At 36.9% G+C, this 26,565-nt stretch carries 29 protein-coding genes and 2 pseudogenes; 12 read left to right on the top strand and 19 right to left on the bottom strand.

Annotation, left to right across the window (positions count from 1 at the left end):
* Positions 1-87 precede the first annotated feature (87 nt).
* The 4 genes from JIN86_RS13210 to JIN86_RS13195 form a co-directional block, all read right to left on the bottom strand.
* Positions 88-1,281 carry an MFS transporter gene (locus JIN86_RS13210; RefSeq protein WP_202342132.1) on the bottom strand — a complete coding sequence of 398 codons (1,194 nt, stop codon included), beginning with the start codon at positions 1,279-1,281 and terminating at the stop codon, positions 88-90.
* Between the two features lie 511 nt (positions 1,282-1,792).
* Positions 1,793-4,585: an ATP-binding protein gene (locus JIN86_RS13205; protein WP_202342131.1), complete on the bottom strand. Its 2,793-nt coding sequence runs from the start codon at positions 4,583-4,585 to the stop codon at positions 1,793-1,795.
* Positions 4,578-4,940 (bottom strand): response regulator transcription factor, encoded by a 363-nt coding sequence (locus tag JIN86_RS13200; RefSeq protein ID WP_004230185.1) that lies wholly within the window; start codon positions 4,938-4,940, stop codon positions 4,578-4,580. The genes JIN86_RS13205 and JIN86_RS13200 overlap by 8 nt, the downstream gene beginning before the upstream one ends.
* Before the next feature lie 22 nt (positions 4,941-4,962).
* On the bottom strand, positions 4,963-6,594 hold the full coding sequence (locus JIN86_RS13195) for a diguanylate cyclase (RefSeq protein WP_004230187.1): 1,632 nt from the start codon (positions 6,592-6,594) through the stop codon (positions 4,963-4,965).
* Between the two features lie 243 nt (positions 6,595-6,837).
* Between JIN86_RS13195 and JIN86_RS13190 the strand changes: the two genes are divergently transcribed.
* Together JIN86_RS13190 and JIN86_RS13185 are read left to right on the top strand one after the other, a co-directional pair.
* Entirely contained in the window at positions 6,838-7,317 is a 480-nt protein-coding gene (locus JIN86_RS13190) for a DUF6530 family protein (protein ID WP_004230188.1), read from the top strand.
* A 17-nt stretch (positions 7,318-7,334) separates the two neighbouring features.
* Positions 7,335-8,714 carry an MATE family efflux transporter gene (locus JIN86_RS13185; RefSeq protein ID WP_009371309.1) on the top strand — a complete coding sequence of 460 codons (1,380 nt, stop codon included), beginning with the start codon at positions 7,335-7,337 and terminating at the stop codon, positions 8,712-8,714.
* Between the two features lie 250 nt (positions 8,715-8,964).
* On the opposite strand, the gene JIN86_RS13180 is transcribed toward JIN86_RS13185, so the two are convergent.
* Positions 8,965-9,759, bottom strand: a complete 795-nt coding sequence (locus JIN86_RS13180; protein WP_004230192.1) for a PhzF family phenazine biosynthesis protein — start codon at positions 9,757-9,759, stop codon at positions 8,965-8,967.
* A gap of 156 nt (positions 9,760-9,915) precedes the next feature.
* Between JIN86_RS13180 and JIN86_RS13175 the strand changes: the two genes are divergently transcribed.
* Positions 9,916-11,073, top strand: coding sequence for a Ger(x)C family spore germination protein (locus JIN86_RS13175; RefSeq protein WP_202342130.1), 1,158 nt, complete (start codon positions 9,916-9,918; stop codon positions 11,071-11,073).
* Between the two features lie 32 nt (positions 11,074-11,105).
* Here JIN86_RS13175 and JIN86_RS13170 read toward each other — a convergent pair whose 3' ends face one another.
* Positions 11,106-11,630 carry a GNAT family N-acetyltransferase gene (locus JIN86_RS13170; RefSeq protein ID WP_202342129.1) on the bottom strand — a complete coding sequence of 175 codons (525 nt, stop codon included), beginning with the start codon at positions 11,628-11,630 and terminating at the stop codon, positions 11,106-11,108.
* A gap of 254 nt (positions 11,631-11,884) precedes the next feature.
* Here JIN86_RS13170 and JIN86_RS13165 point away from each other — a divergent pair.
* Both JIN86_RS13165 and JIN86_RS13160 read left to right on the top strand, forming a co-directional pair.
* Positions 11,885-12,189 (top strand): annotated as a pseudogene (locus JIN86_RS13165) (hypothetical protein).
* A gap of 97 nt (positions 12,190-12,286) precedes the next feature.
* Complete coding sequence (locus tag JIN86_RS13160; RefSeq protein WP_202342128.1) at positions 12,287-12,631, top strand: hypothetical protein; 345 nt, start codon at positions 12,287-12,289, stop codon at positions 12,629-12,631.
* A gap of 219 nt (positions 12,632-12,850) precedes the next feature.
* Here JIN86_RS13160 and JIN86_RS13155 read toward each other — a convergent pair whose 3' ends face one another.
* The gene (locus tag JIN86_RS13155) at positions 12,851-13,324 is read right to left on the bottom strand and encodes a hypothetical protein (protein ID WP_004230199.1); all 474 of its coding nucleotides are present in this window, start codon (positions 13,322-13,324) and stop codon (positions 12,851-12,853) included.
* 134 nt (positions 13,325-13,458) lie between these two features.
* Here JIN86_RS13155 and JIN86_RS13150 point away from each other — a divergent pair, with 134 nt between their 5' ends.
* Positions 13,459-14,136: a hypothetical protein gene (locus JIN86_RS13150; RefSeq protein WP_370568689.1), complete on the top strand. Its 678-nt coding sequence runs from the start codon at positions 13,459-13,461 to the stop codon at positions 14,134-14,136.
* Between the two features lie 52 nt (positions 14,137-14,188).
* Here the strand turns inward: JIN86_RS13150 and JIN86_RS13145 are convergent, their stop codons facing one another.
* A complete protein-coding gene (locus JIN86_RS13145; RefSeq protein WP_202342126.1) occupies positions 14,189-15,202 on the bottom strand; it encodes a serine hydrolase domain-containing protein in 1,014 nt (337 codons plus the stop codon).
* 160 nt (positions 15,203-15,362) lie between these two features.
* On the opposite strand from JIN86_RS13145, the pseudogene JIN86_RS23605 reads away from it, so the two are divergent.
* Positions 15,363-16,056: pseudogene (locus tag JIN86_RS23605) on the top strand (DUF421 domain-containing protein).
* Positions 16,057-16,126: 70 nt separating this feature from the next.
* Here the strand turns inward: JIN86_RS23605 and JIN86_RS13130 are convergent.
* The 3 genes from JIN86_RS13130 to JIN86_RS13120 form a co-directional block, all read right to left on the bottom strand.
* Positions 16,127-16,780 (bottom strand): DUF2306 domain-containing protein, encoded by a 654-nt coding sequence (locus tag JIN86_RS13130; protein WP_202342124.1) that lies wholly within the window; start codon positions 16,778-16,780, stop codon positions 16,127-16,129.
* Positions 16,781-16,900: 120 nt separating this feature from the next.
* Positions 16,901-17,314, bottom strand: coding sequence for a GNAT family N-acetyltransferase (locus JIN86_RS13125; protein ID WP_004230204.1), 414 nt, complete (start codon positions 17,312-17,314; stop codon positions 16,901-16,903).
* 604 nt (positions 17,315-17,918) lie between these two features.
* A complete protein-coding gene (locus JIN86_RS13120) occupies positions 17,919-18,500 on the bottom strand; it encodes a group-specific protein (RefSeq protein ID WP_202342123.1) in 582 nt (193 codons plus the stop codon).
* 83 nt (positions 18,501-18,583) lie between these two features.
* On the opposite strand from JIN86_RS13120, the gene JIN86_RS13115 reads away from it, so the two are divergent.
* The gene (locus JIN86_RS13115) at positions 18,584-18,727 is read left to right on the top strand and encodes a hypothetical protein (protein ID WP_202342122.1); all 144 of its coding nucleotides are present in this window, start codon (positions 18,584-18,586) and stop codon (positions 18,725-18,727) included.
* Positions 18,728-18,732: 5 nt separating this feature from the next.
* Here the strand turns inward: JIN86_RS13115 and JIN86_RS13110 are convergent, their stop codons facing one another.
* The 5 genes from JIN86_RS13110 to JIN86_RS13090 all read right to left on the bottom strand — a co-directional run bounded on the left by JIN86_RS13110 (position 18,733) and on the right by JIN86_RS13090 (position 21,328).
* On the bottom strand, positions 18,733-19,287 hold the full coding sequence (locus JIN86_RS13110; protein WP_009371301.1) for a hypothetical protein: 555 nt from the start codon (positions 19,285-19,287) through the stop codon (positions 18,733-18,735).
* A gap of 72 nt (positions 19,288-19,359) precedes the next feature.
* Complete coding sequence (locus JIN86_RS13105) at positions 19,360-19,860, bottom strand: NUDIX hydrolase (protein ID WP_202342121.1); 501 nt, start codon at positions 19,858-19,860, stop codon at positions 19,360-19,362.
* 8 nt (positions 19,861-19,868) lie between these two features.
* A complete protein-coding gene (locus JIN86_RS13100) occupies positions 19,869-20,243 on the bottom strand; it encodes a hypothetical protein (protein ID WP_202342120.1) in 375 nt (124 codons plus the stop codon).
* Positions 20,244-20,324: 81 nt separating this feature from the next.
* A complete protein-coding gene (locus JIN86_RS13095; RefSeq protein WP_237497273.1) occupies positions 20,325-20,849 on the bottom strand; it encodes a hypothetical protein in 525 nt (174 codons plus the stop codon).
* Positions 20,850-20,875: 26 nt separating this feature from the next.
* Entirely contained in the window at positions 20,876-21,328 is a 453-nt protein-coding gene (locus JIN86_RS13090; protein WP_202342119.1) for a hypothetical protein, read from the bottom strand.
* 260 nt (positions 21,329-21,588) lie between these two features.
* Here JIN86_RS13090 and JIN86_RS23600 point away from each other — a divergent pair, with 260 nt between their 5' ends.
* Complete coding sequence (locus JIN86_RS23600) at positions 21,589-21,828, top strand: GNAT family N-acetyltransferase (protein ID WP_370568692.1); 240 nt, start codon at positions 21,589-21,591, stop codon at positions 21,826-21,828.
* A gap of 275 nt (positions 21,829-22,103) precedes the next feature.
* Here the strand turns inward: JIN86_RS23600 and JIN86_RS13080 are convergent, their stop codons facing one another.
* The gene (locus JIN86_RS13080) at positions 22,104-22,256 is read right to left on the bottom strand and encodes a hypothetical protein (protein ID WP_202342118.1); all 153 of its coding nucleotides are present in this window, start codon (positions 22,254-22,256) and stop codon (positions 22,104-22,106) included.
* A gap of 326 nt (positions 22,257-22,582) precedes the next feature.
* Between JIN86_RS13080 and JIN86_RS13075 the strand changes: the two genes are divergently transcribed.
* Positions 22,583-22,741, top strand: a complete 159-nt coding sequence (locus tag JIN86_RS13075; protein WP_202342117.1) for a hypothetical protein — start codon at positions 22,583-22,585, stop codon at positions 22,739-22,741.
* Positions 22,742-22,924: 183 nt separating this feature from the next.
* Complete coding sequence (locus tag JIN86_RS13070; protein WP_202342116.1) at positions 22,925-23,065, top strand: hypothetical protein; 141 nt, start codon at positions 22,925-22,927, stop codon at positions 23,063-23,065.
* Positions 23,066-23,399: 334 nt separating this feature from the next.
* On the opposite strand, the gene deoD is transcribed toward JIN86_RS13070, so the two are convergent.
* Positions 23,400-24,107, bottom strand: a complete 708-nt coding sequence (deoD, locus tag JIN86_RS13065) for a purine-nucleoside phosphorylase (protein WP_004230212.1) — start codon at positions 24,105-24,107, stop codon at positions 23,400-23,402.
* A 111-nt stretch (positions 24,108-24,218) separates the two neighbouring features.
* Entirely contained in the window at positions 24,219-24,437 is a 219-nt protein-coding gene (locus JIN86_RS13060) for a YozE family protein (RefSeq protein ID WP_048395688.1), read from the bottom strand.
* 248 nt (positions 24,438-24,685) lie between these two features.
* Here JIN86_RS13060 and JIN86_RS13055 point away from each other — a divergent pair, with 248 nt between their 5' ends.
* Positions 24,686-26,527, top strand: a complete 1,842-nt coding sequence (locus JIN86_RS13055; protein WP_202342115.1) for a methyl-accepting chemotaxis protein — start codon at positions 24,686-24,688, stop codon at positions 26,525-26,527.
* Positions 26,528-26,565 lie beyond the last annotated feature (38 nt).

Genomic DNA, 26,565 nt, shown 5'->3' with positions numbered 1-26,565 from the left:
TTGTATATTTTACCATACTATCAACTAACAGGATAAGAACTTTTTATAAAAAATAGCCCCTACTCTAAAAGTAAGGGCTACTCTTTCTTACGTGAAAGATGTTTTATTTTTATAGGCAATCACACTTACGAGAAGTAGCATACTAGCTGAAAGGAAAAAAACAACTCGTATCCCATACCATTCTGACAACATGCCCATCATTAAAGATGAAAGGCCGAATACCCCTGTCACAATGACATTCAACGATGTATACACCGTTGGTAATTTCTCCTTTGAGACACTTGTTTGAATGATGGTTTGCTGTGGAATGTTTTTTAATTGCCCACATAAGCCAATCAGCAAAGAACAGAGTAAAGCCATCAATGGTGTGATACTAACCGCAAAGAATAATGTAAAAATAGCGGACAACAGCGCACCTCCACTTATGAACATAGCTTTCTTACGCTCAATAAAATTGGTCCATCTTAAACAAATCATACTCCCTATAATCATGCCGATAAAAAAAATGCCGTTGAGATAACCCCACCATTGAGAAGAAGCCTGCAATGCTTCTTCTACAAAAACAAGTAAAATCGCTGCGACCCACACTGCACCTGCCATCGATTCCAGTAAATCCATACGTGCAGCAATTTTTAGTACAGGCGTTTGATGGATGGTTTGCCACCCTTCCATAATTAACACCCATTTCTTTGTTTGTGGACGTTCCATACGTGCCACATCTGGTAGAAGTTTTAAAAGCAATGTTGCGATGAAAAAAAGGACGACAACACTCCATATAAGCTGTGATGGTGTAAAGAGAAGAAGCAAGGAACTGCCAACAAACCAAGAACCCACTTGAATGGATTGGATAACCGTTTCAGCAATACTATTTGCTCGTAATAAATCCTTTTCTTCCACATAATGAGGCAGCAAGGATTGACGAATAGGATTGGCACAACCATCCAAAAACGCAACCATCGCGATCAGTAAAAACACAAAGCCAATCATCGGCTGATCTCCTATCAATTCTACATACAAGGCAAGACCCAAAAGGACTGCTGTTTTAAAGCCCTGAGAAATAGTTAGCAATTGATTCAACGACACTTTTGTCGTAATAAGAGGTGTTAGCAGACTGGAAATCAACATACAAGTAGTAATAATAAATGGTACAAAGGAAGTAGCAATCGCCGAGTTGGTGAAACGATAAATTATACTAATCACGCTTACTATATAGAGAATATCACCAATATCCGCTAAAGATTGACCTGTCAATAAAAGTGAAAAAGATCGGTTTTTAAACATGTTTTATCCCCCAAAATTTAGATTTTATTTTTTCTTGGGAGATTTTTAAATTGGACGAACCTGCATGTCTGAACTCCTTTTTACGCCTAGTTGAAAAAACGATGGGGGATTTCATTTTTTCAATTTCTATGCGTGATTTTGATTAAATTTCAAGAACATTCTAAAGTATTTTTCTTATTTTAGCATTACTTCCACTTTGTTGCCAGCACGCAAAAAGACCAGGTGTTCTCAAAAAATTTGAGCCCTGGTCTTTTTGTGAAAAGTGAAACCTACTAGGTTGCTTTAGTGTTTTGTATTCTACTAGTACAGTAGTCGTACCAGCTTTACAAAGGTTACACATTTATGAAGAAAATTTCGCAAAACTTATATTTCTCGTTGATCGATTTCAGGTTAATGTCTGGTTGTATGGAGCAACTTGCGACAAACGCTTTTGCTTCATCTAGTAAAGTTTTTATGACACTCATATTTTACTTACAATATAATGCTACGCACAATAAATGAAGCTATCCTATTATTTTACAAACAGTTTTGATATTTCTTCAGGTGGGTATGGTTTGGTTAAGTATTTTTTAATTTGAAATTGGTCCACCATTTCTTTTACCTCATCTAATGCTGAAGATATAATAATTGGTATCTCTTTTGTATGCTCTCTTTCTCTTAGTGCACGGACTAAATCCCAGCCGCTCATTTCTTCGCCAAGCATTATGTCAATCACAATACCAAGTAAAGGCGTATTGAGTGTATCTTCAAAAGCTTTTTTTGGGTCATGATGATGAATCACGGTAAAGCCCTTGCTTTTTAGCTCTTCAGACAACAGTAGAGCTAAGCTTAAGTCATCCTCGACAATCATCATGTTTAAGCCATTGCTATCCTCCATTACATCCTCTTCATCGAAGGTGATAGTGTTATTTGCAAGTGGTAAAGTAAAGTATACAGTAGTACCTTGTCCCTCTTCTGACTCTATCCATATTTCTCCCTCATGCTTTAAGATGATTTCTCTACAAATGGAAAGACCCAGTCCAGTCCCTCCTATTTTACGTCTTAAACTATTATCGATTCGTTTGAATTTTTGGAACAACTGAGCAATATCCTGTTTAGATATGCCGATGCCCTCATCTTTTATACTCACTTGGATACTATTATTTTTGTTTTCTAACAAAATCTCCACATCCCCACCTTGTGGAGAAAATTTAATCGCATTTCCTATTAAATTAATAAATAATTGAACGAGTCTATCTTGATCTGCATTGACATAGACCTCTCTTGCCTTATCAATTAGATGGACATTATGCTTTTGCTCATGTCGGAAGCGATTGACAATTTCAAAGGCTATTTCATTTAATTGTAATGTCTCCATGTTATATTGCTGCTTGCCTGACTCCATTCGCTGTAAATCCAAGAAGTCATTTATAAGATTGGTTAGTCGTACCGCTTCTCTATGGATTGTATCGATATACTTATTTTGCCGTTCGGGTTTTATATTTTTCGTTAACAGAAGCTCTGTAAAGCCAAGTACACTCGATAAAGGCGTTCGCAGTTCATGACTTACCGTACTCACCAATTCGGATTTCATTTGATCTACTTCATATTCTCTTGTAATATCACGATGCACAAAAATTGTGCCTACTTTTTCCTGCCCATCAAAAAGACAAGTTGCATATACCTCGACAAAGATTTCATGTTCAGCCGTCATACAATAGCGGTATTTTCGTGTATCCTCAAAGCTCTCCATAATAGATGCCTCTAAAAATTCAATTAATTCATCTGGTTGGGCACTACATTTTTGAAAATGCTGTAGCCAATCCTCTTTAGGGATACTTGTTTCTGTTGTCAAGTTAAAGAAGTTGACAATACCACATAGCGCTCTATTGATAAGAATGGTATCGCCTGTAACAGAAACTAACTGGATACCTTCGTTGACATTATCAATAATCGTTTGATTTAACGTCCTCGATTTTTCTACCTCTTCATACATAAGAATACGTTCAAATGCGATGGACACACGATTTAATAGTCCGTTTAAACTATCTATATCCCGTTCATTATGGGGATGCCCCTCTCGTGTGGCCATTAATATAGCGACTAGCTCTCGTTTAGAATTAAACACAGAAGAATACAAGTCATAGGCATAATATGACTCTTGTGCAATTCCTTTTTCATTTGCTGTCAATTGACGTTTAATAACAAAGGATTTTTCCTGCTTTAATCTTGCTTGTTTATCCATGTCAAAATTTTCAACTAGGGCTGCAGCAGATTGGTGTGATAAACCTTTTGTCGCATACACATTGCCCTCCATCCAATAAAGCACACTCGTATCATATTGATAAATGTCGTTTAAATAATTATGGAGATTATCGATTAGTTTCTGTTTATTTAACGTAAACGTCAGTACATGATTTAATTGATTATACTTTTCTAAATAATTTAATGAATTTTGTAATTGTAATTGATTTTCTTGAAGCTCGTCCTGCTGCGCTAAAAGCTCCTCATTTTGGGTTGTCAGTACCTCTTCCTTATCCTGAATAGAGAGTATCATTTTAAGAAATGAGTTCGCTAAAATGCCTAACTCATCTTCCTTTTGTACAAGATTACCTAAATCAATGGATTTCCCTGACGCCAAAGCGTTTGTCGCAAGTGTTAATTGTTCAATTGGTCGAATCATATTATTCAGCACTCTTCGTAAAATGACGCCAACAAATAGGAAAATGAGACCGCTAATCATTAACGAAATAAAAGTGAATAATTGCCCCTGCTCCACTGTCTTGCTAAAAATTTGGTTTAAGGAGTGGTCTGTTTTTTTCTTATAGGATTTTGTATAGGTAATAAATTTATTGACAAGGTCATTTGCTCCGCCATTCGAAAGTTCTCGCAAAGCCTCATAATCCCCCATCTTCGCAAAGCTTAACGCTTTTGGGAGAGTAACTGTTTTATAATTATAATGAAAATCAACTAGCTCATTATAGAGCCCTCGTTCTTCTTCTGTTAAATCGAGTTGCGAAAACTGCTGTAATAGAACTTCAAACGTCTCCAAATTTTCATACAATAGCTTTAATTCCTGCTCATTTTGAAAGGCATAATAGCCCCTTGCTCGAAAAAATATGCCATTAAAATTTTCTTCCAATTCATCGACAAGCATTGATTTTTCATACATTTGCTCTCTCTTCTGCTGTAAGGCATTTTGACTTGCATTGACTACGACAAGAAAAGCAGCAATGATGATTAAAAAGCTAGCAACTAGAAAAAGCAGCATTTTAAAGAATTGGCTTCGTATACTTTTATTCAGCAAGGATGTAGACTTAATCATTTAAGATATCCTCCACCAAATTCATTAGCTTAATGGGACTAAACGGTTTGGACATAAAGTAATCTGCCCCTAAATCAAATACCTTTTGACGATCACTTTCCTGTGATTTAGCTGTCAGCATGAGAATAGGCATCGACATTTTAATCTCTGGTGGGAGAAGCTCGATCACCTCAATTCCTGTTAAATTCGGCATCATATAGTCGAGTATCATTAAATCATAGGAGCTTTCCATCATTTTTTTTAGGGCTTCCTCGCCATCCTCTGCCTCATCAATATCAAATTCTAAATCTTCTAAGGTTTCACGTATTAACATGCGTAATATTTCTTCATCATCTACTACTAAAATTCTAGCCATCCTGTCTTTTCTCCCTTTCCCATTAAAGAAACATTTGATGAATTAAACGAATAATGCGTTCCGATACTTCAGCCACATTAAACGGCTTCACAATATAATCATCCGCCCCATTAATGAAAGCCTTCATGACGTATTCTTCCCCCACACGTGAAGTTAGCATGGAGACGATTACATTACTTGAAGCATGTTGCTCTCTTATCTTACTTAGCACCTCGATGCCGTCCATTTTCGGCAATATCCAATCTAATAAGATAATGTATTTGCACTCAGGGTCATACCAATTGGCTTCCAGAAAACTAATGCCATCAGGAAATGCCAGTGTTTCAATCATATAATCCTCTTTTTCCTCCAAATGCTTAAAATGATTGGTAATCAGATCACGAATAATATACACATCATCAATGACAACGATCTTGATTTTCACCTTTCTTTTCTCCACAGCAGCTATGTTATCAAAGATGATCGTTTGATTTCTCCCTAATTGCTTGGCCGTATATAGTGCTTGATCTGCCTCTTCTAGCATCTTTTTAGGATGTAAATTGGTAGAAGTGGCTTCTGCGATTCCACTAGAAAATGTAACATGGAAGCTAGTTCCATTTGCTGTAAATATCTTTTTCTCCATGGAGGTACGAAGTTTTTCAATAAAAATAAATGCCTCTTTTTTAGTAGTACGGGGCATTAAAATCACAAATTCTTCTCCACCAAAGCGACAAGCAATTTCTTCAGCTCCTTTTAGCTCCTTCACCAATGAAGCGAAACCCTTCAGCACCTCATCACCTACTAGGTGACCATATGTATCATTTACTTTTTTAAAATAATCTAAATCGATCATCGCAATCGAAAAATGTTCTTTGTTTTGCTGATGGTGTTTAATGAAAAGCTTCATTTGTGATTCCATAAATTTACGATTATAAATTTGGGTTAATTCGTCAATGACAATAGCCTGCTCTAATTCTCTTTTATAGGCTAAGCGATTGGAAACATAAGCAACTAATAGCTCTTCATCAATGGGCTTTGCCATAAAATCCATAGCACCCATCTCCAATGTGCGAACGCGATTTTCTTTACTATCATTACTACTAATCAATGTCACAAACATGAGCTCTTTTTTCGTTTTTTTAATATTGTCTAAAATAGAAAAGCCATTAGAATCTGGAAGCATGATATCTAGAAATACGATGGATGGTTGCAATTCATAAATTAACGCTAATCCTCGTTTACCATTATGAGCTGCAATGACAGAGTAGCCTTTTTTCTCTAAAACATTTTTTAAATAGGAAATAAATACCACATCATCATCTATTATCAGAATAAAATCTTGTTTTGCTGGATTTTTAATGATGGTTGTAGGATGTTCTATATGTTGAGCCATTGAATTATTTTCTTGATAAAAATGAACGCTTTCAATAAACGGAGCAAGGTACTTTTTCCATTCTGATTTGGTCCATTGCTTGTTACTGTCTTCATTCAAAAGCTCTAGCTTTTCACGAGCAATCGACGTTAATTCATGTAAACCGATTGATCCAGCGGTGCCTTTTAACGTATGTAAAAATGAATAGAGCTCGTCTTCTCTAACAAAGTCACTATTATCCCATTTTTGTAAATTTTCACATATACGTGTATAAACCATTCGGTGATATTTAGCTGTTTCCATCCTATTTCTCTCCAATCAATCATACTTCTATAAATTATAACTTACTATTTTGTAAAAACCACGGCAGATTTTGAACGTTTATTGTAATGAATCCCTTACGCTAAGCCCATCTTTAGCTGGTCTTAAAAGAAAGGGTTCCAACTTTGCTCTTTTCGATTGACTTATAGAAGCGTATCATGCTAAATTTACTAAAGCAGTAATTTACTAAATTACTAAATTCGAAATGATAAGGAGTACGGATACATGAAAATTCCAACACATTTAAAACATAAACCTGTCATCGTGGCAGAAAATTATGCCAATATTGATGGGCGCACGGCTTATCAAACAGATGCACAAGGGCTTTCCCTTGGTCTGGCACAATGGAATGATCGAGGAAAGGTTGATATTTCTGCGAAGGTTTGGCGGCATACAGGTGGCAAGTGGTCTCGCCAATCAGAAGAACTTCCCCTACACCGCGTACTTGATCTCGCTATTTTAGTGTGTGAAACGGAACTTTATTTTAAGGAGGCTTATCGTCATGAGCATTTATATGATGAAGAAAACCCTGTAATTAATCGTGTAGGCTTACAGGGAGATGCCATGACAGTGGAAGTTTGCACAGAAAATGAACAGATTAAAGAGGATATTCAGCTTTTTCAGCAAGCACTTACTAATGATGGTGAGCTAATTGGTGAACGCCTACGCACACTTTCAAGAATCTTAAAAGAAATGGGTTATTAAAACTCAAGAGGAACTTAATGATGAACGAACAAATGTTACAGGATGATCAACAGCTACGCAAAGCTTTTTTTAATTTCTTAATTCCCGTGATGCTAGCGAATGTGCTGCAATCTGTTGGCCAAGTTTTTGCTATGTTTATCGTCGGACGCAATTTAGGGGTCGATGCCCTAGCAGCCATTTCGGCATTTTTTCCATTTTTCTTCTTTTTAATGGCCTTTGCAATTGGCATTGGTTCAGGAAGCTCTATTTTAGTCGGGCAAACATTTGGGGCTGGTAATCATGCCAAAATGAAAGAGGTTGTTGGTGTAACACTCGCCTTTACAACCATTTTATCAATCGCTGTCGCGATTTTTGGTGGCTTTTTCATCGAATGGATTTTACGTTTTATGCAGACACCTGCGAATATTTTAGACATGAGTATTAGTTATGCCCAAATACTTTTCTTCACGTTACCGATTATGTTTTGGTATTTGGTGTATACAACCTTTATGCGAGGAGTCGGTGATTCCAAAACCCCATTTCTATTTTTAGTAATTAGTGTCGTGTTAAATATCGCCTTCCTCCCCCCTTTAGTATTCGGATGGATGGGGTTGCCTGCGTTCGGCTTAAATGGGGCTGCCTATGCTTCCGTGTTATCAAACCTGGTGACAATGATCCTGTTGTTAGCCTATTTGCATAAAACAAAGCATTTACTACGTTTTGATAAAACGATCTTACAGCATTTTAAATTAAAGAAAGATATTTTAACGTCCTTATTAAAGCTAGCCATTCCAGCCAGTATTAGCATGGTTGCCATTTCAGTGGCCGAAATTGCCGTTATTGGCTTTGTGAATGGCTATGGTTCGGATGCTACTGCCGCTTATGGCGTTGTCAATCAGGTAGCTAGCTATGCTCAAGTCCCAGCAATGAGTATTGCCATTGCTACATCTGTCTTTGTAGCACAGGCGTTAGGGGCTAATTCCACAGAGATGATTAAAAAAATCCGACAAATGGGTGTGCGCATTAATTATCTTCTAGGTGGCGCGATCATACTCATTATGTATCTGTTTGCAGAGCCTATTTTGGCTTTCTTTATCGATTCACATGAGACTGTGCTTATTGCCAAGAATTATTTATATATCGCCTTTTGGAGCTATTTAATATTCGGACACACACAAACTGTTTCTGCTACAATGCGGGCGACGGGTGTCGTATTATGGCCAACCATCTTCTTAGTCATTACGATTTGGGTTGTACAGGTACCATTAGCGTTCCTATTATCTCACCATACGTCACTAGAACTAAATGGTGTTTGGTTAGCCTATCCAATCACCTTCTGCGTCCACTTCATTATGCAATATGCATACTTCAAGCTAGGCTGGCAAAAACGAACATTAAAAGCTATGCTGAGCGAATAAAATCGAAGAGGGTATGCCATGTGCGAGCCCTCTTTTATTATGGCAACAAAATAACCAGGCACTCAAAACTGAGCCCTGGTCATTTTGTGAAAAGTGAATGTTACTACTTGCTTTAGTTCTTTTGTATTCTACTAATAGAGTAGTCGTTTCACATTGAAAAAGGTTACAACAAATTTCAAATTTTCTAATAGGAATAATTACCAAAACAAAAAACAGTTACCTCAAATATAAATCTCCTTTTAAACCGTAACTAGATGTTTAATTCTCCTTGCAAGACTGTAACTGCTGCGCCTGCAATCAATACCTTGTTGTGGTGAGGGGTCACATAGAGTACACCACCACGTTTAGAAAGTTGTTTGCTGACAAGCTGTTGTTTAGATAATTTCTCACACCAATAAGGGCCTAGTGCACCATGACTTGAACCATTTACATGATCCTCGTCAATACCTTGTGCTGGAGAAAAAAAGCGAGATACGATATCAATGCCTTCTTCCTTCGACTGACTAGTTAGACAAATTCCTCGAACAGGAAACTGCTTCATCGCAAAAAAGTTAGGTTCAAACTGTGTAATTTGGTCTTCATTGCCTACTTCCACGATATAATCCAATTCGGTCCTCCCTACAAAGATGGGCTTACATCCTAACCAGTCCTCCAATGCTGAAGGACATTCCATTTCAGCAATTGGATACGTTTTGATGGCGATTTCCACTCGTTCATGTTGCCACTTGGCATGTAAAGGACCACTTGCTGTATGAAATGTAATTGTGTGCTCCTTTGGCACAATTCCTTGCTGCCAAAGCACAAAGGCACTAGCAAGGGTGCCGTGACCACAAATGGGTATTTCCTTATTTGGCGTAAACCATTTCAGCGAAAAATCAACCTGTTTTTTTTCAATAAAGGCTGTTGTCGGGACAGGTATCTCCTGTGCAATTATTTGCATGGCCTCCTCAGAAATAGCTTCATCTAATAGACATATTGCTGCAGGATTTCCTTTATATAGCTCATTCGTAAATGTATTAATTAGACAATATGAAATACTAGTCACCGTTCTCCCCTCCTTGCCTCATCATACCTGAAAATCGGCTCATTGGATATGATTTTCCAAATACCATTTCCTCAGCAAGCACTTTATAAAAAAGCCGTCTTTTGTCTAAGCTAACACTATAAAATACAACTAAAGAGCAATTCGAGTGGAGAAACCATGAAAACTTATTTCAACTTTTTATTGATCATCGGATTGACGACCTTACTCGCTGGATGCTGGGATATTACGGAGCCACAAAGAATGTACTATATAAATGCAGTAGGTGTAGACTACGAAAACGACGAGTATATTGTCTATTTACAAGTGATTAATTTCGCTGATGTCGCGAAATCTATACAACCTAGCGCATCGGTGGCGCCTGCTGAAGTAGGTCGTGCCACTGGTAAAACAATAGAAGAGGCCATTTACAAATTATATCGCTCCTCGGATCAAGAAATTTTTTGGGGGCATATGCGATATATGGTCTTTTCAGAGCAGGCTATGGAAAATGAACACATTATTCCTGTCATCGATACATTCATACGTTTTCGCGATACTAGGTATCAAATCTGGGTGTATTGTACAAAAAACCCAGTAGAAGACATACTGCTTGTCACACCTATCTTAAGAAATTCGTTATCCTCATCAAAATTAAGTAACCCAATCAACCCAACAGAACAAGAAACATTTATTGAACCAAAGGACTTAAGAGATGTTGTCATTGGTTTAAATGAGCCAAGTTATGAAGTAACAATTCCTTATGTGTCCATTAAAGACGATTGGGAAACAGATGAGGAGCAAGTAGAGGAAACCTATTTTTCAGGGGTTGGTGTCCTATCGAAAGATGGCTTTAAGGGGTTCGTACAAGACACTGCGGCTCGTGGCAGTCAATGGATGCATAACTATACAAATCGTGGAGAGATTACCTTTCAATTAAACACAGGTGACCAGGAAGAACTAACGGTGAGTATTGAGAAAATACATGTCGATGTGGAACCACTTGTTAAACAAGAGGCTGTTACATTTGAAGTCAATTTGAGAATCAATGCGACCATCAATGGTTTTAAAGGAAAAGTAACCGAACAGGAGCTGAAAGAGCTTATTGTAAAAGAAGTGAAAAAGGAAATCCAGGAAACCTATAACGAAGGCCTAAAATTAGATGTGGATATCTATCGATTGTCAGAATATCTCTACCGCGATAACGTCAAGGCTTGGAAAAAGCTTGAGAAAGATGGAAAAATCCCATTATCAGAGGATTCAATTAGCAAAATTGATGTGGATGTAGCCAAAATCAATCCAGGTCGAAAAACTTTTACAGAAACCATCAAAAAATGACCAGATGTCCTTATAGGAATCTGGTCTCCCTATTATTTTATAAGTGAGTATATATAAGTATCATGGGGCACATGATGTTGATGCATATATTTTTTTAATAAGCCTTCTTGTTCGAAGCCTATTTTTTGCAATAGTAGATTGGAAGCTTCATTTTCTTTAAATACAATGGCTCCAATACGTACTAAATCCATTTCTTCAAAACCATAGGAAATAGCTCGTTTAACAGCTTCCTGAGCATAGCCATTTCCCCAATATTCTGGAAAAAGGGCGTAGCTGATTTCCGCTCTTCGATGCTCTATTGACCATTCTTGAAAGCCGATTGTACCCATAATTCCTTCTTGTTCCTTTAATGCAATGCCCCATTTAATACCACGTTTTTCGGCAAAATTGTTGGCAAAATTTTGAATGATTTGCTGCACTTGACCTAAGCTCGTTAAGGGCTGTTGTCCATAATGGCGCAAAACTTCAGGATTCGAAAAGCACGCAAGAAGAGCTTGTCCATCAGAACTCGACAATTCCCTTAACACTAATCGTTCAGTATGTAATATTGGAAACATCATATACCTCTTTTATCGTAGATTTATGAATCAAATTTTACATTTATCAACTGGGTATTGCAATCTCTATTTCCATTTGGTGCTACTTTATTAAAAGGACAAGGCTAGTTGCCCTGTCCCTTTTGTGCGTGTTAGTTTGCTTGTGCACCCCAACAGAGTAAGTCTACCATAGCTATCTATACATTCTCTCAACAAATCCTCAATGATTTCTATGTCCACAATAAGTTGTCAATTGTCAATGCGAGGTGAACGGAATGGAACACTTTCCACTCATACATACAAATTTTTTGGATGCCGTCGTTGCAGTCCTGTAGTTATGATTATTACCCAACTAATTAAGAAAATGTGTCATATAAAGCCTTTCTGGGTTCCGACCATTGCACTAGTTGTCGGCTTATTCATTTCTATTTTCATCAGCCACCGACATAATCTACTTGCAGGACTATTCATGGGCTGGTTTTATGGCTATGCAGCAATGGGAAGTTATGCTTCCTTAAAAACTTCTTATCTTACCTATAAGCAAAAGAAACGAAGAAAGCAGAAGTATACTGCTCCTTAATGGTAACTATTGCACCTTCATACACGAGAGTTTATACTACATTTTAACAAAAACACTTAATAAATTTCATACTTGTTAAGTTGCCTTTTGACAAACAATGAATTGGAGAGGAGGAAAAAATATTTCTGAACAAGATCTTACACCTGAAGAAATCGATGTTATTTTATCTAGTCAGAAAAAATTTAATCGCCCTGCAAGCCAATTAGATATACAAAATATGACGACAGCAATCACTCTTGAACTAGAAAAAGAAACAAAAGCTGAAAAACCGAATGAACAAATAATCCAACAATTAAAGCAATTGCTAGAAAATTATACTACTTACACTGTCTATATTAATGATAATTCAGCCGACAGCATTTTCTATTCTTTTTACCCAAAGAAAAAAAGGTTAGTTACTGAAAATATCAACGACATTCAATTTCTTATAATTCGCCCATGAATGTACACCCTAGGAAACGCAGGAAAATCAACGTGTCTAAATTTATTACGTTTTCCTTTAATACGAAATATACCGATCAAATTCAGGAAACATTTTCATTTGAACAATTAGGGATGAATGAGCAATAACCTAGCGATGAAATAAACTATGTGATCGTCTCAACCTTTCCTTTAGCATCTTTTTAGAAGAAGATGAATGACCGTTGTATCACCTTTTCCTTTAGAATATCTTTACTTGTTCTCGCAAAGTGGTAATGAACACGCGAATTTGTTCCATCGTCACAATAATACATAATGCAGGCCCACATTCTCTTGCACCATAATGATTCTTTTCATAAGCATCTAGTACAAACATTAATTTATAACGTTGCTCTGCTTCCTCCCTCTCCTCTTCAGGAATTTGAAAGAGACCGTATCCAGGAAAAAAATATTCGCCATAATGAGGGATATGATAGATGCATAGGCCAGGATCATGCGGCTCCAGCATACTTAAATAAGCAAGCTCCAATTGTGTTATGTCTTCTAATAATTGAAGGAAATCTCTTTTTAAACAGGAAATCTCAGTATTTATCGCTGGGAAAGCTGGCCCAAAGCGAAATTCAATACGAAACTTTACACTTTCCTCATTCACCATTAAAATATCTAGCTCTACCTCACAACTTGGCTGACTCGAATCATCTTTTAAAATTGCCACTATACCGCCCCTTACACTTGCTGAATCGTCGTTCTCTCTACAATATACTACGAAACTATTATTTTACCAAATAAATGAAATTATTCACATTTATGTATGGTATAATAGATTTTATTCATTTTTGGGAGGTGAAAGTGTTGAAAAGATATTTGGTGACAAGCATTTTAGTAGGAGCCATCTTCCTGACAGGCTGTGAAAAGAATGACAAAGCAGCCTCAACACTATCTACATCAGTAGATGAACAAATAATCACTGCGGAATCTGTCAGGGCACCTGTTCCATTAGTTTTAACGCTAGCGCAGAAAGAATACTACTATAAAGAATATTCGGCAATTGTCAATAAACTAAATGAAGAGTATGGGACAGGCTTTAAGCTAGATCCCATCACATCATTCTCAGCAAATTATTGGCTTGAATTGAAAGATTTTGAAGAAATATTAAAAGGTAGAATAGACACTTCTTATGTCGTAGTCGATAATAAGGAAGTTTTTTCTCCAGTTAAAGTACCAAAATTCGTTGAATTACATATGGGGGCACATCGAACAATGATTCGTGTGGATGGTTCATTTGACACCCAACTAAGCATGGACATTCCTGGTGGAAGACAGTTATTTTCGGTTATGCATTCCTTGTCTTCTACAATTGAACAGGGTAAAGGCTACTGGACGCAAACGGGCTATGACCCTTCCATTAAAGATCAAGGCAGTGCTTACAATATTGCGATCGGTGGCTACTATTCATATAATGGTGTATCCTCACCTCATATTATTGAGATCGAGTATTATTGTAATATACATGGTGGCATTACTTAATAACTAGCAATAGGCTTGTCTGTAATCTTTTTCACAGACAAGCGCTATTCTTTTATAGGGTAGCCTCTATTCCTTTCATCATATCAAAAGCTCCCTTAGATTTATTGGAACATACGACAACTTTGATGGAGGAGGCAGGATAATAGGCTGAATGGAAGCACACGCCAGGATCATACCCCATCACATGGTATTTCAGTATTGCTTGTTCACTATTCTTCTTAATCCATACACCATAGCCATAACTATCATTTTCATTGAGTTCAACATGTGGCATTAATAGCTGATTTGTTAAATCTTCATTTAAAAGTTCAAAATTCATCAGTGCACTCCAGAACTTTGCCATATCCTTCCCCGTTACGAATGCCCCCCCATCAGACCCCCCCTTTACAGGTAAAGAATAGATATTTGTTTTCCAGGTTCCATCTGGGTTGTCTATGTACCCTAATGCTGTATTAGCTGGCAAAGAATCTAACGAAAAATAGCCTGATTCCGTCATATGCACCCGATCGAATAGATGTTGTTGAATGTAATCGGAAAAATCCATACCCGTTGCATGCTCTACAATTAACCCTAATACAATATATCCTGCATTATTATAGTGAAATCGCTCACCGACTTTATATTTCATTGGACGATTCTGAAATAATGATAAGAAATCCCGCAATGTTCGAAGCTGGTACATCGGATTTTCAACCCATAACGCTTCAAAATTCTCCATTTCTTCCTCATCAAAATAATCGGGTATTCCTGACGTATGTGTTAGCAGATGAGCGATGGTTACGTGCTCATCGAAGTACTTAAAATGTTCAGGCAGACAATCGCATAATTTCGTGTCAAATGCAAGCTTCCCTTTTTCAATAAGCTGACAAATAGCGACTGCAGTAAAAATTTTACAGCCAGAGGCAATGCCAAAACGAGTTTTGGCATGATTGTCGATTTGCTCTGAGCGATTCGCATAGCCGAAACTTTGGCTAACTACCTTCTCCTGATTTTCCACTAGCACCGTTCCTGAAAAATTAACCTTCTCTTGTATGTCGATTAAAATATTTTGTAATTTTGTTCGCATAGGTATTCTCCTGATTTTCTTAAAATTACTAAATAATAGCTTTTTTATTTTAACCATATCGTTTTGAACATATTTTTACAAGTCTATTTCGTTTCAATCCTGAAGATCCGCATAATCATGTAACGGAAGGAAACAATAAGAAAAAAGAGGATGTGTCGCTGTGGAATTTTTTCATAGTCAAAAATCACTTCCTGCTATTCAATGGATTCTCCGAGCCATTGTCGCTTTTTTCTTCCTACTTTTCGCAACAAAAATTATGGGACAACGCTCTATTTCTCAGTTAAGAATGCTGGATTTTGCAATGGCTATCACACTTGGGAATATGATCGCACATCCCTTCTCTGATGAAGGTTTAGGAATGAAGGGTTCCATGATTACCATGACCGTTTTAGTTGCGCTCTACCTCGTCGGTGTTTTTTTGAGCCTAAAATGGGTTGCCTTTCGTCATTTGATAGACTCCCCGCCGATTCCCCTGATTAAAAATGGGCAAATTATTAGCGCCAACTTACAAAAGGCTAGAATATCAGTAGATTTACTTTTATCAGAGTTAAGAAAAAATTGAAGAAGTTCAAAATGTAACACTCACATTATGGGAACCAGACGGATCGATCTCAAGTTTTTTGCACACACCCTACCAAACACCAACACGAGCAGATATAACTTTACAGCCCGAACCCTTTTTTCTTCCCACTGTTCTTATTAAAGAGGGAAAAATTGATTACCATGAGCTTAGCAAAATCAAGCATTCTGAGCAATGGTTGATGAGTCAACTAAAATTCTATAACCTAGAAATAAAAGATGTCCTTCTTGCCACAATGGACCAAAAGGACAATTTGCATGTTTTTAGATACTAATTAAAAATAATTGCCAACATTGAAAGCATTAGGCTCTGTTTAATCCCAATGCTTGAAGAATAAATTCAAGTCAAGTCGTCTTTGTAACATATCCTTTGTCTTTAGACGCAATGAGCTTACGCTGGATATACCATTCCATCACGATTAAATTTGGCACCCAACATAGCCAAGCGATAGAGGCATAACTATACTGAAAATTATTAAAGCCAAATAATACCGTAAACAAAGGTAGCCAGATTCGCAATGTGACAGCTGCAAAGGTTAAGGCATAATTTCTTAGCATCCATTTCTGATGGCCTTGGATATTTCTTTTTTTAATATGGACCAACGCCTGCAACATGGTGAAGAGCCACCCTATGGATAATAAAGTAAAGCCTAGTTGTGCTACCCATCCTCCTGTAGCGTTCAGTGCTAAATAAAGTCCTGCCAAGCCACCAAACAAAATACTTACCATATAGATATTGCCTAGTAGTCTATGGCGTTTCACATTTTGCTCTCGTAACTTTGATGACAACGTAAAAGGACCGATGACGAGAGCTAATACACCGAATACAATATGTATATAGAGCACAATATACCAAAATGAATGCAATGTAGCATTAAGCATAAGCTTTAATTGTACAAATCCAGCCTTTTGTGCATCGAATAGTAAATATTGAACAATTGAATAGCCTGCTATGAATAATGCCAAGCCACATATTATCCACCACAATTTTTGTTTCATTTTTATAGCTCCTTTCTATGTTAGCGTACCATTCAAATCTCCTATCTTTTAACACAGACAAATAAGAGGGCGGAAAAAGCACATAAGTGGACGTTTTTCGACAGTACAACGAATTAACCATTAGGTAGTGTAGGTTAATAGACAGCCAAAACGTTCCACTCCAGGGTATTTTTCTCCTAAACTTGTAATATGAAAGCCGTTATTTTTATAAAATATCACTGCGTCCTGATCTGTTTCTGCGTAAATAGAAGAAAATACATGATGTTCTTCCACATACCGAATCATCTCACGTCCAATACCTTTTCCCCGATAAGCGGGCGATACGGCTATATGTTTAATTTCACACTGATTTGCCTCTCTTTTAACAATTCCTATACAACCCACAATGTCTTGTTCAAAGGTATAGCCATACAATAATCTTTCTGGACATGCAATGTACAATGAATATTCCTTCTCCACTTTCTTTTCGGAAGTGGCATAGGCTAATAATGTTTTCACTTGGGGATGAATCTTGCTTGATTGAATCAATTTCATGGAATTCTACCTTTCTGAGCGTCGTTTTCACTTACTTAAAATCCCTTAAATTACTATAATTATAAATAGCAAATTCATATCATCATCATTTAAAATTCCCATAATATACCTGAAAATTATCTTTTATGTTATGATGGTTTAAAAATTGAGGAGGGAGTACCTTGCTGGTTAAAGGCTATAAATTTAGTTTACCTCGCTTTTATTGGCTATTGTTCATACCTATCTTTTTGGGGACGAGTTACAAAGCATTATTTTTTGATTGGCATATACAAAAATATACTTTTCTTGAGCTAGAAGATTTCGGTCGTTATGTAATAATACTAGCTACAAGCTTCATTGAGGCCTTTTTCTATCTACTTATCTTTCGATTGATTGTCTATTTGCTTCAACTCGTTTTTCAAAAGTTTACTAGGGATCATAGCGAATGAGCTGGAGAAAGAATTGTGTTTGCGCCGTTGAAAGTATCCATTGAAGCTAACAGAAGGTATGCTGCTGGCATAATCTATTATGAAGCAGAAGAAAGATGGATTATTTTTCCATGTTATTCAATTTGCTACAAAAAAGGGTAGCCAGCAACTCGGCAAACCCTATTTCTCTCCCCACCTCAATTAGTGCTCATACTAGGATTATGTTGATTCCACGAAATGATTTCCACATCGTCTACGTTGACATTGCCTAAGCTTAAGAGGTGCGGAATATACGCAAAAAGCCCAAAGTTCTTCCCTTTTTCGTTCTCCGTTTGGAAATAGTCTACAGTTGCTGATGGTAGCTCTTCTAGTTCTCTGTAATCAGGTAATGACAGTAGTTTTATATCCTCTGCAGCAATGGCCCCTGCTGGCCCTTTATAGTGTTCCTTAGAATACAGGTACATCGCATTACGATTAGCCGCTAGTTTTTGGATTGGAATTTGATAAAACATTAGGCTTTCTTTCGTTGCAATACCTAGCTCTGTTAATGTCTTATATAGATGACTAGGATGGATTGGTAGGAAATGAACAACATCATTCCACAAGCAATTTAATTGAGGAATTTCTTTCATGAATAATTTCGGCCTCTCTGAATGATCAAAATATTTTTTCGAATATCGTTCATATAAATGTGGATACATTGCCCCTAACCTATTTAAAGGCATGAGCTCAAGACCCACCATTTCCTTTGGAACCATATGATAAACATATCTCTGCATGACAAGCACCTCCACCTAACTAATTCTTCATACATTTGGAAATTCCTGTTACAATCATTGTATAAATAGAAAGTAGGTGCAAGATGGAATTATTAGTTATCATTCTTATTTTTGCGGGAATTTTTGCTATATATGATTCCATTAGACGAGTTAACAAAACTATTTTGGAGCAAACGGAGGAACTAAAGACATTACGAGAGGAGCTGAAAGGTAAGGATAAAAATTAGAAGGGCTAATACTTTTGCTTTGGATAATCCATCGAATTAGCAATATCAATCAGGACTTCAGCCGTCACTTGATCTGCCACATCTCGATCAATACTAAAGACATATTGCCAATTGTCTCTTTCAAACACGAGTAAATGAAAACCAATTCGTGGATTTTCAATATAGGCTGCCTCACTACCATTTTTCAGCTTAAATACATCCGTTTTATATTTTTCAAATGACAGTTTATGTTGAACTGGTCGTACCTTGATTTTGAAATGATTTTGTGGCAATTGATCACTGATCATTACCACCTCCAGCTGATCATTCATTTCTCCTTCTAAATCACTAAACCTTCCAAAATGATGCGTAAAGCTGATTGGCGGTACTCGTATGGGTAGCTTCAGCTCTTTATCATAGTGGTGTTCGAACTCTTTTACGGCTACCTCTACTGTTTTATAGCCGATTTCAGGAAGAAATTCTTCAAGAGGTTGGGGCGAATCACTGTCCTTTGCAGAAACCAAATAAAAAGGGGAAACATACGCAAATAAAGATAGTCCAATAAGAATACGCTTGTTCATATTAACGCTCCTCTATCCTGTTTGAGTATAGATTAACCTACTGAATCACAATTATGCTGGCACTGATCGCTATCATGGCATAGTCTTATCGTTAAAAATGGACGTAAAGTAGCGAAGTGTCGGTACTATTTTATTCGCGCGAAGCATCTTTTCAAGCTCTAGCTTTGTGACCCATTGAACCGCTGTCACTTCCTCCTCTTGAAGCATGGTGTCACAAATTTCAAAGCTTTGTTCAAATAACCAAACATCGTAAAAATCATTGAAACAATCACGACGCTCACTCTTGACTAATTGTCCATTAGTCCTCAATAATGATATCCCGATTTCCTCTTCCACCTCACGAATAGCCCCGTCCAAACTGCTTTCACCCGCCATTATAGAGCCTCCCGGACATTCCCATAAATGAGGATCATGTTTATTGGGATGTCTTTTTGTTAGAAGGAATTTTCCCTTGTTATTGCAAATCCATACGTGCACAACGATATGGTAATCTTCAGCTGCTAATTTTGTCCCACGCACATGACGCTTATTTATTTTTTTGCGATTTTTATCATAGAGATCCCAGACTTCCATTGAGCACCTCATTTCTGAATTTGAACAAGCACATACTGCTTTGTCCACATTTCCGTCGTCACAATAGAACGTTCATCATTTTTTTCGAAAAATAGCCCGCTCCCCTCTTTTTCAAGAAATGCCCATCCTTCATTAGCCATCATTTGCTGAATGTCATCGTCTACCTTCTGTATGCCCCTAGCTGAGAGGGCTGTGAGGTACCAAGTTGCCTTCTTATCATTGGAGAGCGCCACTAAATCGAAGGAGGATGCATTTAATTTTTGTATGGCTTCCTTTGGTGTAAGGGAATCGATTGGCAAAGGAGGATATAATAATTTATTGCTATCAATAAAGACCGCACTTACTACGAAAAGAGCTGCTAAAAGTAAACCTAAACTTTTCATTATTTCATCTCTCCCTCCCTAAAAATGTTCGAATGTAATTAAAATTTTATATTATATCAACCACCTTTGAATATTTACTCTTTAAAACTCTTCATTTATTTCTTCAATCATTTCTTTTACTCCTTTCTCATGAATGGCCTTCACCTTTACATCTTGAATTGGACTAATGGCATACCAAAATCGTTTATCGTTTTCAATGGGAAGGAGCTTCGCCAATTCATCGCCTACGAAAATCTCGACAATTGAATTGTCACTTATTGTACCAGAATAGATATAAGGCTCACTATTCATGGCAGACCATTGTACAGGTGAATGCCACTTAGCTCCCCTCGTTTGTTTCCATTCCCACTGATTCTTTTCTTTTTCAAAATAAGCGATATAAATTGTTTCTTCATGATCTTTCTGTTCTAAGAAGATGGCAATGGCATCCCCGTCATGAACAACATTCAACTCTTTATGAACAAGGGTATATGTATAGTTTTTTTCACCAACATGCATTTCCATCATTTTTTGCTGAAAAAAATGTTCAAATTGTTGTTCTTCATTTGAACACCCCATTAAGACAACTAAAACAACTAAGAAGCTTACCATCAACGCTCTTTTCAATTTTCCTTCTCCTTCTACTATGCTATTCAAGCTTTTAATAATGAAGAAAAGTTATAGAAAGCATTTAAAACATCTTCCCCTAATGGATCAGCAAATGCTTGATTTTCCAATGGGAAGATGCCTTCATTCTCTAACTGCTCCAAATATTTCTTGAAGCCTTGATCTATAGCCTCCATATACCCCTTAAGAGTAAATTGATAATTAAAGATTCTTTCGATAGGATAATGACTTTTATGTTCAATTAATATGTATTCACCATCGCTGGAAAAAATATAGTAATCATAGTTTCCGTGACAATCTATTTTTACTTCATTTGTATTACCTTGATAAAAACTGGTGAGCGTGGAGAAAAATTGTGGGATGGCTATAAAGGCTAAACCAGATCTAAAACTAAATAGTTGTTCATCATTTGACACATCAAATTGAATATCTCCACCCTCTAAATTAATTTTAATCGTACACATATACTTATTTTTCAAAAATATACCCCCTCTATAAACCTACACATTTCATATTTTACCTTATTAAGTAAATAAACTATAGAAGATGTTATCATTCTGTTTATAAAGATTTAATAGGAGGTGATAAATTTCATCATTAGAAAGGCAACTATAAAGATGCGAAAGGTATTGGAAAAGTACATGTTGATAGTTGGTGAACAAACTATAAGCATAGTGTGCCAGCAAACTATTAAAGTAAATTATCCTACGAACAAAAAACGCAATGTTGGACACAACAAATTGCCGACAAAACGAAGTATGTCCTAGTAGCTGAAAATGAATTAGGCGACATTATTGGCTTCACATCTGCAAGTAAAAGAGACTCAACCCCTACCCTATTCCAATTATGTAGAAACGCTCTATCTTTTAGAAGACATCACGAAAAAGGGATAGGAAAACAATTGCTGAAGGAAATCTTTCATTACTTTCATCAAAAAAACTACCAAACTATATTTGTTGAAGTCTTAGCTATAGAATAAAACACGTTATTTTTATGAACATTATGGGGCGTAGCTTAGAAATTACAATTGGTGGGAAAGTGTTAAAAGAGTTAGTGTACGAATGGAAAGATATCGAAGAAGCTATAGAAAAACTAGTAAAATAAAATTGATTTTTCTCTTCAAATCAGGAAAATGTTATCAAAGATTCCTTATAACGTAGATCTTATTCATAAATATATGTAATTATCTTACAACAACAAAGGCCACTCATCATAAGTGACCTTTAAGATTTATTTTATTAATCGACTTCATATTTAGGTAACAGCCTGTTGAATCGCTTGATCATGTGTCGCAAAACTGATATTGATACTCTTTCTTTCAAAAATCGTATCAAGCAACTCATGCAATAGCAAATGGAACTTAGGAGTGGCATTTACCTTTTGTGTTTGCTGAAACTGCTCTAACAAATTTTTCAGCAGTCCTCATGCATATCGAGGAAATTCCATAACCTGTCCATGTCCTGGCAAATGGGCTGTATCAGCCACATAGAGCCGCGTGTCTTGCTCATCCATGAATAATTCCACTGCTTTACAACAAACCGCATAGCCTCGCAAAACTTTGCTAAAGGGCTGCTTCGGTTTGTTGTAAGTTCCTTCGTAGTTGAAAGAATTGAGCTTATCTTGCAGCCTACTGTAGCTGAAGTAAACCTCATTCCCTTATTTACCATTTTACTTCCAATTAATACTTTGCTATGTTATGATTTCTTTATAGAGGGTTATTTGGAGGTTATTATATGCGACATTATTTAGTTTACGCTCTATTACTAATGATGATTTTTATTGCAACGCTTAACTCTTGGGGTGATACATCTAAAACAGTATGGTATGTAATTGCATCTATAAGCATTACCTGTTTAATGCTAATGAAAACAATTGAGCGAAAAAAACACTAATTAATAGGCCTATTATTGCCTGCGGTATTAGTAAATCTCAACTTTTATCTACTTACCACCTCTGTACTAACTCATACACCTTACTATGTTACGATAGAGTTTTCAGCTAACCAGGAAAAAAGGTAGTTCTTTTAAGAGAGGATACTTCATGATGAATAGATTAAAAGCAGTAGGATTTGTTTTATGAATACTTATAATTCAGGAGATATTTTAATTAGTGCTTTCTCGATTTTCTGGTTACTATTTTCTCTAGTTCCAATTGTTTTTTCCTTTGGTTTGCTATCCGTACAACTAAGCAATAAAAAAGGCAATCCAGATTATTAGAGGAAATCAATAAAAAATTAAAACGTACATAAGAGATTTCATCAACCATTCGACACTTGAAACAATTTCCCGTCATGCATCAAACTAGGTACTTGTGCTTAAAATTACACACAAGTCCATTTGTAAATGCCACGTCAATCACTTCGAAAACCTCTAGCATGTCTCTCACAACGTTCCATTTAATCATTCATTAAATTCATATGGCTTGTTTGTGAAAGTTTGACGGGACACTAAAAAAGCCCATTAGGCTCTGATTTACTCAGTCACCTAACAGGCAATTCGTGTAAAGGTTTGTCCTTTGATGTTAAATCCAAGCCATAAATCCTTGATACGCTTAGTCTTGAATCGCTGCGTCTAATGCTACCACGATCATGTCATTGAATGTTGTTTGACGTTCTTCAGCTGTCGTTACTTCACCTGTAATAATGTGGTCACTTACTGTTAGTACAGCAAGTGCTTTACGACCGAATTTTGCCGCTAATGTGTAAAGAGCTGCTGATTCCATTTCTACAGCTAGTACGCCGTATTGAGCTAATTTTTCGTTTTGGTGCTCATCTGAGTAGAATAAATCTGCTGTGAAGATATTCCCTACTTGTAAGTTAAGACCTGCATCCTTACCTGCATTGTATGCTTTTAATAAAAGATCAAAGTCAGCGATTGGTGCGAAATCAATAGCACCACCCCAAATGATTTGGTTCATACGTGTATCAGATGTTGCTCCTTGCGCTAAAATCACGTCACGTACTTTCACATCTTTTTGAATTGCACCACAAGTACCTACACGGATTAATTTTTGAACATCATATTCTTGCATTAATTCTGTTGCGTAGATCGAAATAGATGGCACACCCATACCAGTTCCTTGTACAGAAATACGTTTCCCTTTATACGTACCAGTATATCCGAACATATTACGTACTTCGTTGTAGCAAGTTACATCTTCTAAAAATGTTTCCGCAATGTATTTTGCACGTAATGGATCTCCTGGAAGTAAAATTGTGTCAGCGATTTCACCTTTTTTTGCATTAATATGAATACTCATACTGCAATCCCTCTTTTCTGTCAGTTATCACTATAAATAATACTGTGTTTCTGTCATTTACGCAATGCTAGACGTCTAGCAACTACAAAATTATTTATAGTTTTCGTACAATTATGCTTGTTCCTCATAAAGTGTCCACAAAGTATCAAAGGTCTGGATTGTTAAGTTTTCCGTTGCATAGGTTTCTATATAGTCGGACAACTCATTAAAGTCTGTGCTCTGCTTTGGAAAATTATGCTCATGAAACACTTCCTCTGCAAAGCGTACTTTAGGGTCAGACCAATCGCCACCTCGATAGGTTAGGACATATAAATAAAAACTTTTCTTCATCGAACAAATTCCCCTTTTTACGCATTTGCTTTTCGCTAGTGTATCAAAAAAAATTGCATTCGTCATAAATTCCACTACTACTATATTTTACCCACTTATGATTTTAGAACTATTTTCATGGTCAATCCTGACTTTTGTCATAGTTATTTTATCTGAAAAATTTTAATTTTTAGAAATAAAGATAGAAAAATCTAGCAAAATAAGATAAAATTGAAATCGATTATTTAAAAAATAGGAAGGTGATGGCGATGAAAAAGACTAAAAAAACCCATGGTACAGCGAAAAAACGCCCGTCTCTCTTTACTTTTAGCTTTTTTAAGAAGAGGAAAGCTTCTACACAAGGGGAAACTGGGAAAAATCCCCCTCCTATTAAAGAAAAACGACAACGTTTTTACCATTTAATTCGGGGTAAAGTGCTTATTATGTTTGCACTTCTTATTGTAATTAACGGTTTTATGGGTATATTGTCCTATGTCAATATACAAAACTTGCAGCACCAAATGGAAGATTTCACAAAGAAAAATGTGCAGGAGCAACTAACGGTGAATCAACTTGCCTATGAGATTGCTAGACTGACCAATTTAGAGCAATCGTATTTAATTACGGGTAACGGCATTTATTCTACTTCTTATCATTTAAAAATAGATACCATTAATAAAAAGCTAGCCGCTTTGAAAGATCAATTTCAAGATCGACAAGCGGAACTCGGTCATATGCAGGCAATCGAGCAATATTATAAAAATTACCTTGATTATTCAGATAAAGTCATGACAATGCGTGATGAGCTCGGTCTTGAGCAGGCTCGTAAACTGATGATGGGTGCTACTGGGGAAACAATGAAAACACATATCGATCAAAACATTGAGACCATTAATACTGTCATGGACGATTCCAATAAAACAAAATTAGACAAGCTTAACCAGCAGGTAAATATTTCTATCACTACATTCTTTCTCGTTTCAATCGTTGGCTTTTTAGCGATTGTAATTTTTGGCTTTATGTTATTTAAATCATTAAAACGTAATACACAAGCGATTAATGACTCTATCCTTGATATTGCGCAAGCAGGAGGCGATTTGACAAGACGTGTAAATGTGCGTAATCGTGATGAATTTTCGATTATTGCAGCCTCGACAAATACGTTAATTGAGTCGATTTCTAACTTAATTCGACGCGTAAGTGAGTTGGCGGATCATGTATCAAGCAGCAGTCAGGAGCTAATGTCCTTAGCAGATGAAAATGCACGTACCATTCAGGATATTGCGGATGCGACAGCAGATATTGCGAGTGATAGTGACAATACAATTTCCAGTATGAATAGTGCGCAGCAAAAAATGAGCGACTTAGAGCATTCCATGCATCAATTAAATGAGCAAGCGAGTGCTGTCCATCGTGCCTCTATCGCCATGCAGCAAGCAGCCGATGAGGGTAGCCGCTCTGTGGAGCAATCATCACTCGTCATGCAATCCATTGAAGAAACAATGGCTTCTACAACATCTACTGTGGAGGCGTTAGGTCGTAAATCTGCGGATATTACGTCTATTATTGGTACGATCACGGCCATTTCTGAGCAAACGAATCTCCTCGCTTTAAATGCGGCGATTGAAGCGGCAAGAGCTGGCGAGCATGGACGAGGCTTTGCTGTCGTAGCCGATGAAGTTCGCAAATTAGCAGAGCAATCCCAAAGTGCAGCGAAAGAGGTCACATCGATTGTCACATCTATTCAAGATGAGGTCACATCCATCATTGCTCAAAATCACGAGGGTGTGACAACGGTCATCCGAGGCGTTGAAGTAACAAACGAAACAAATCACTCCTTAGCCAACATTTTATCGCACACCGAGGAAACAACATCCATCATTGCAGCCATGGTGAATAAAATTGCAACAACGCTTGAAAATAGCAATGCGGTGGCAAGTGACTTCATTCATGTCAATGCCTACGCAGAACAATCCGCGGCCAACACCGTGACATCTGCGGCAGCAGCTACACAAGGCTCCGCCTCCATGCAGGAAATCAACGCCGCAGCCACTGAGCTTGCCCAACAAGCAGATAGCCTACGCAACCTCGTGAGCGAGTTTAAAGTTTAAGCGAACTGACTGAAAGAGAGAGGGAGAGGGAGAACCAA

This window comes from Lysinibacillus sp. HST-98 (assembly GCF_016757845.1).
Taxonomy (GTDB): domain Bacteria; phylum Bacillota; class Bacilli; order Bacillales_A; family Planococcaceae; genus Lysinibacillus; species Lysinibacillus capsici.
Note: the sequence above shows the minus strand (reverse complement) of the source record. Positions and strands in the feature narration are given on the sequence as shown.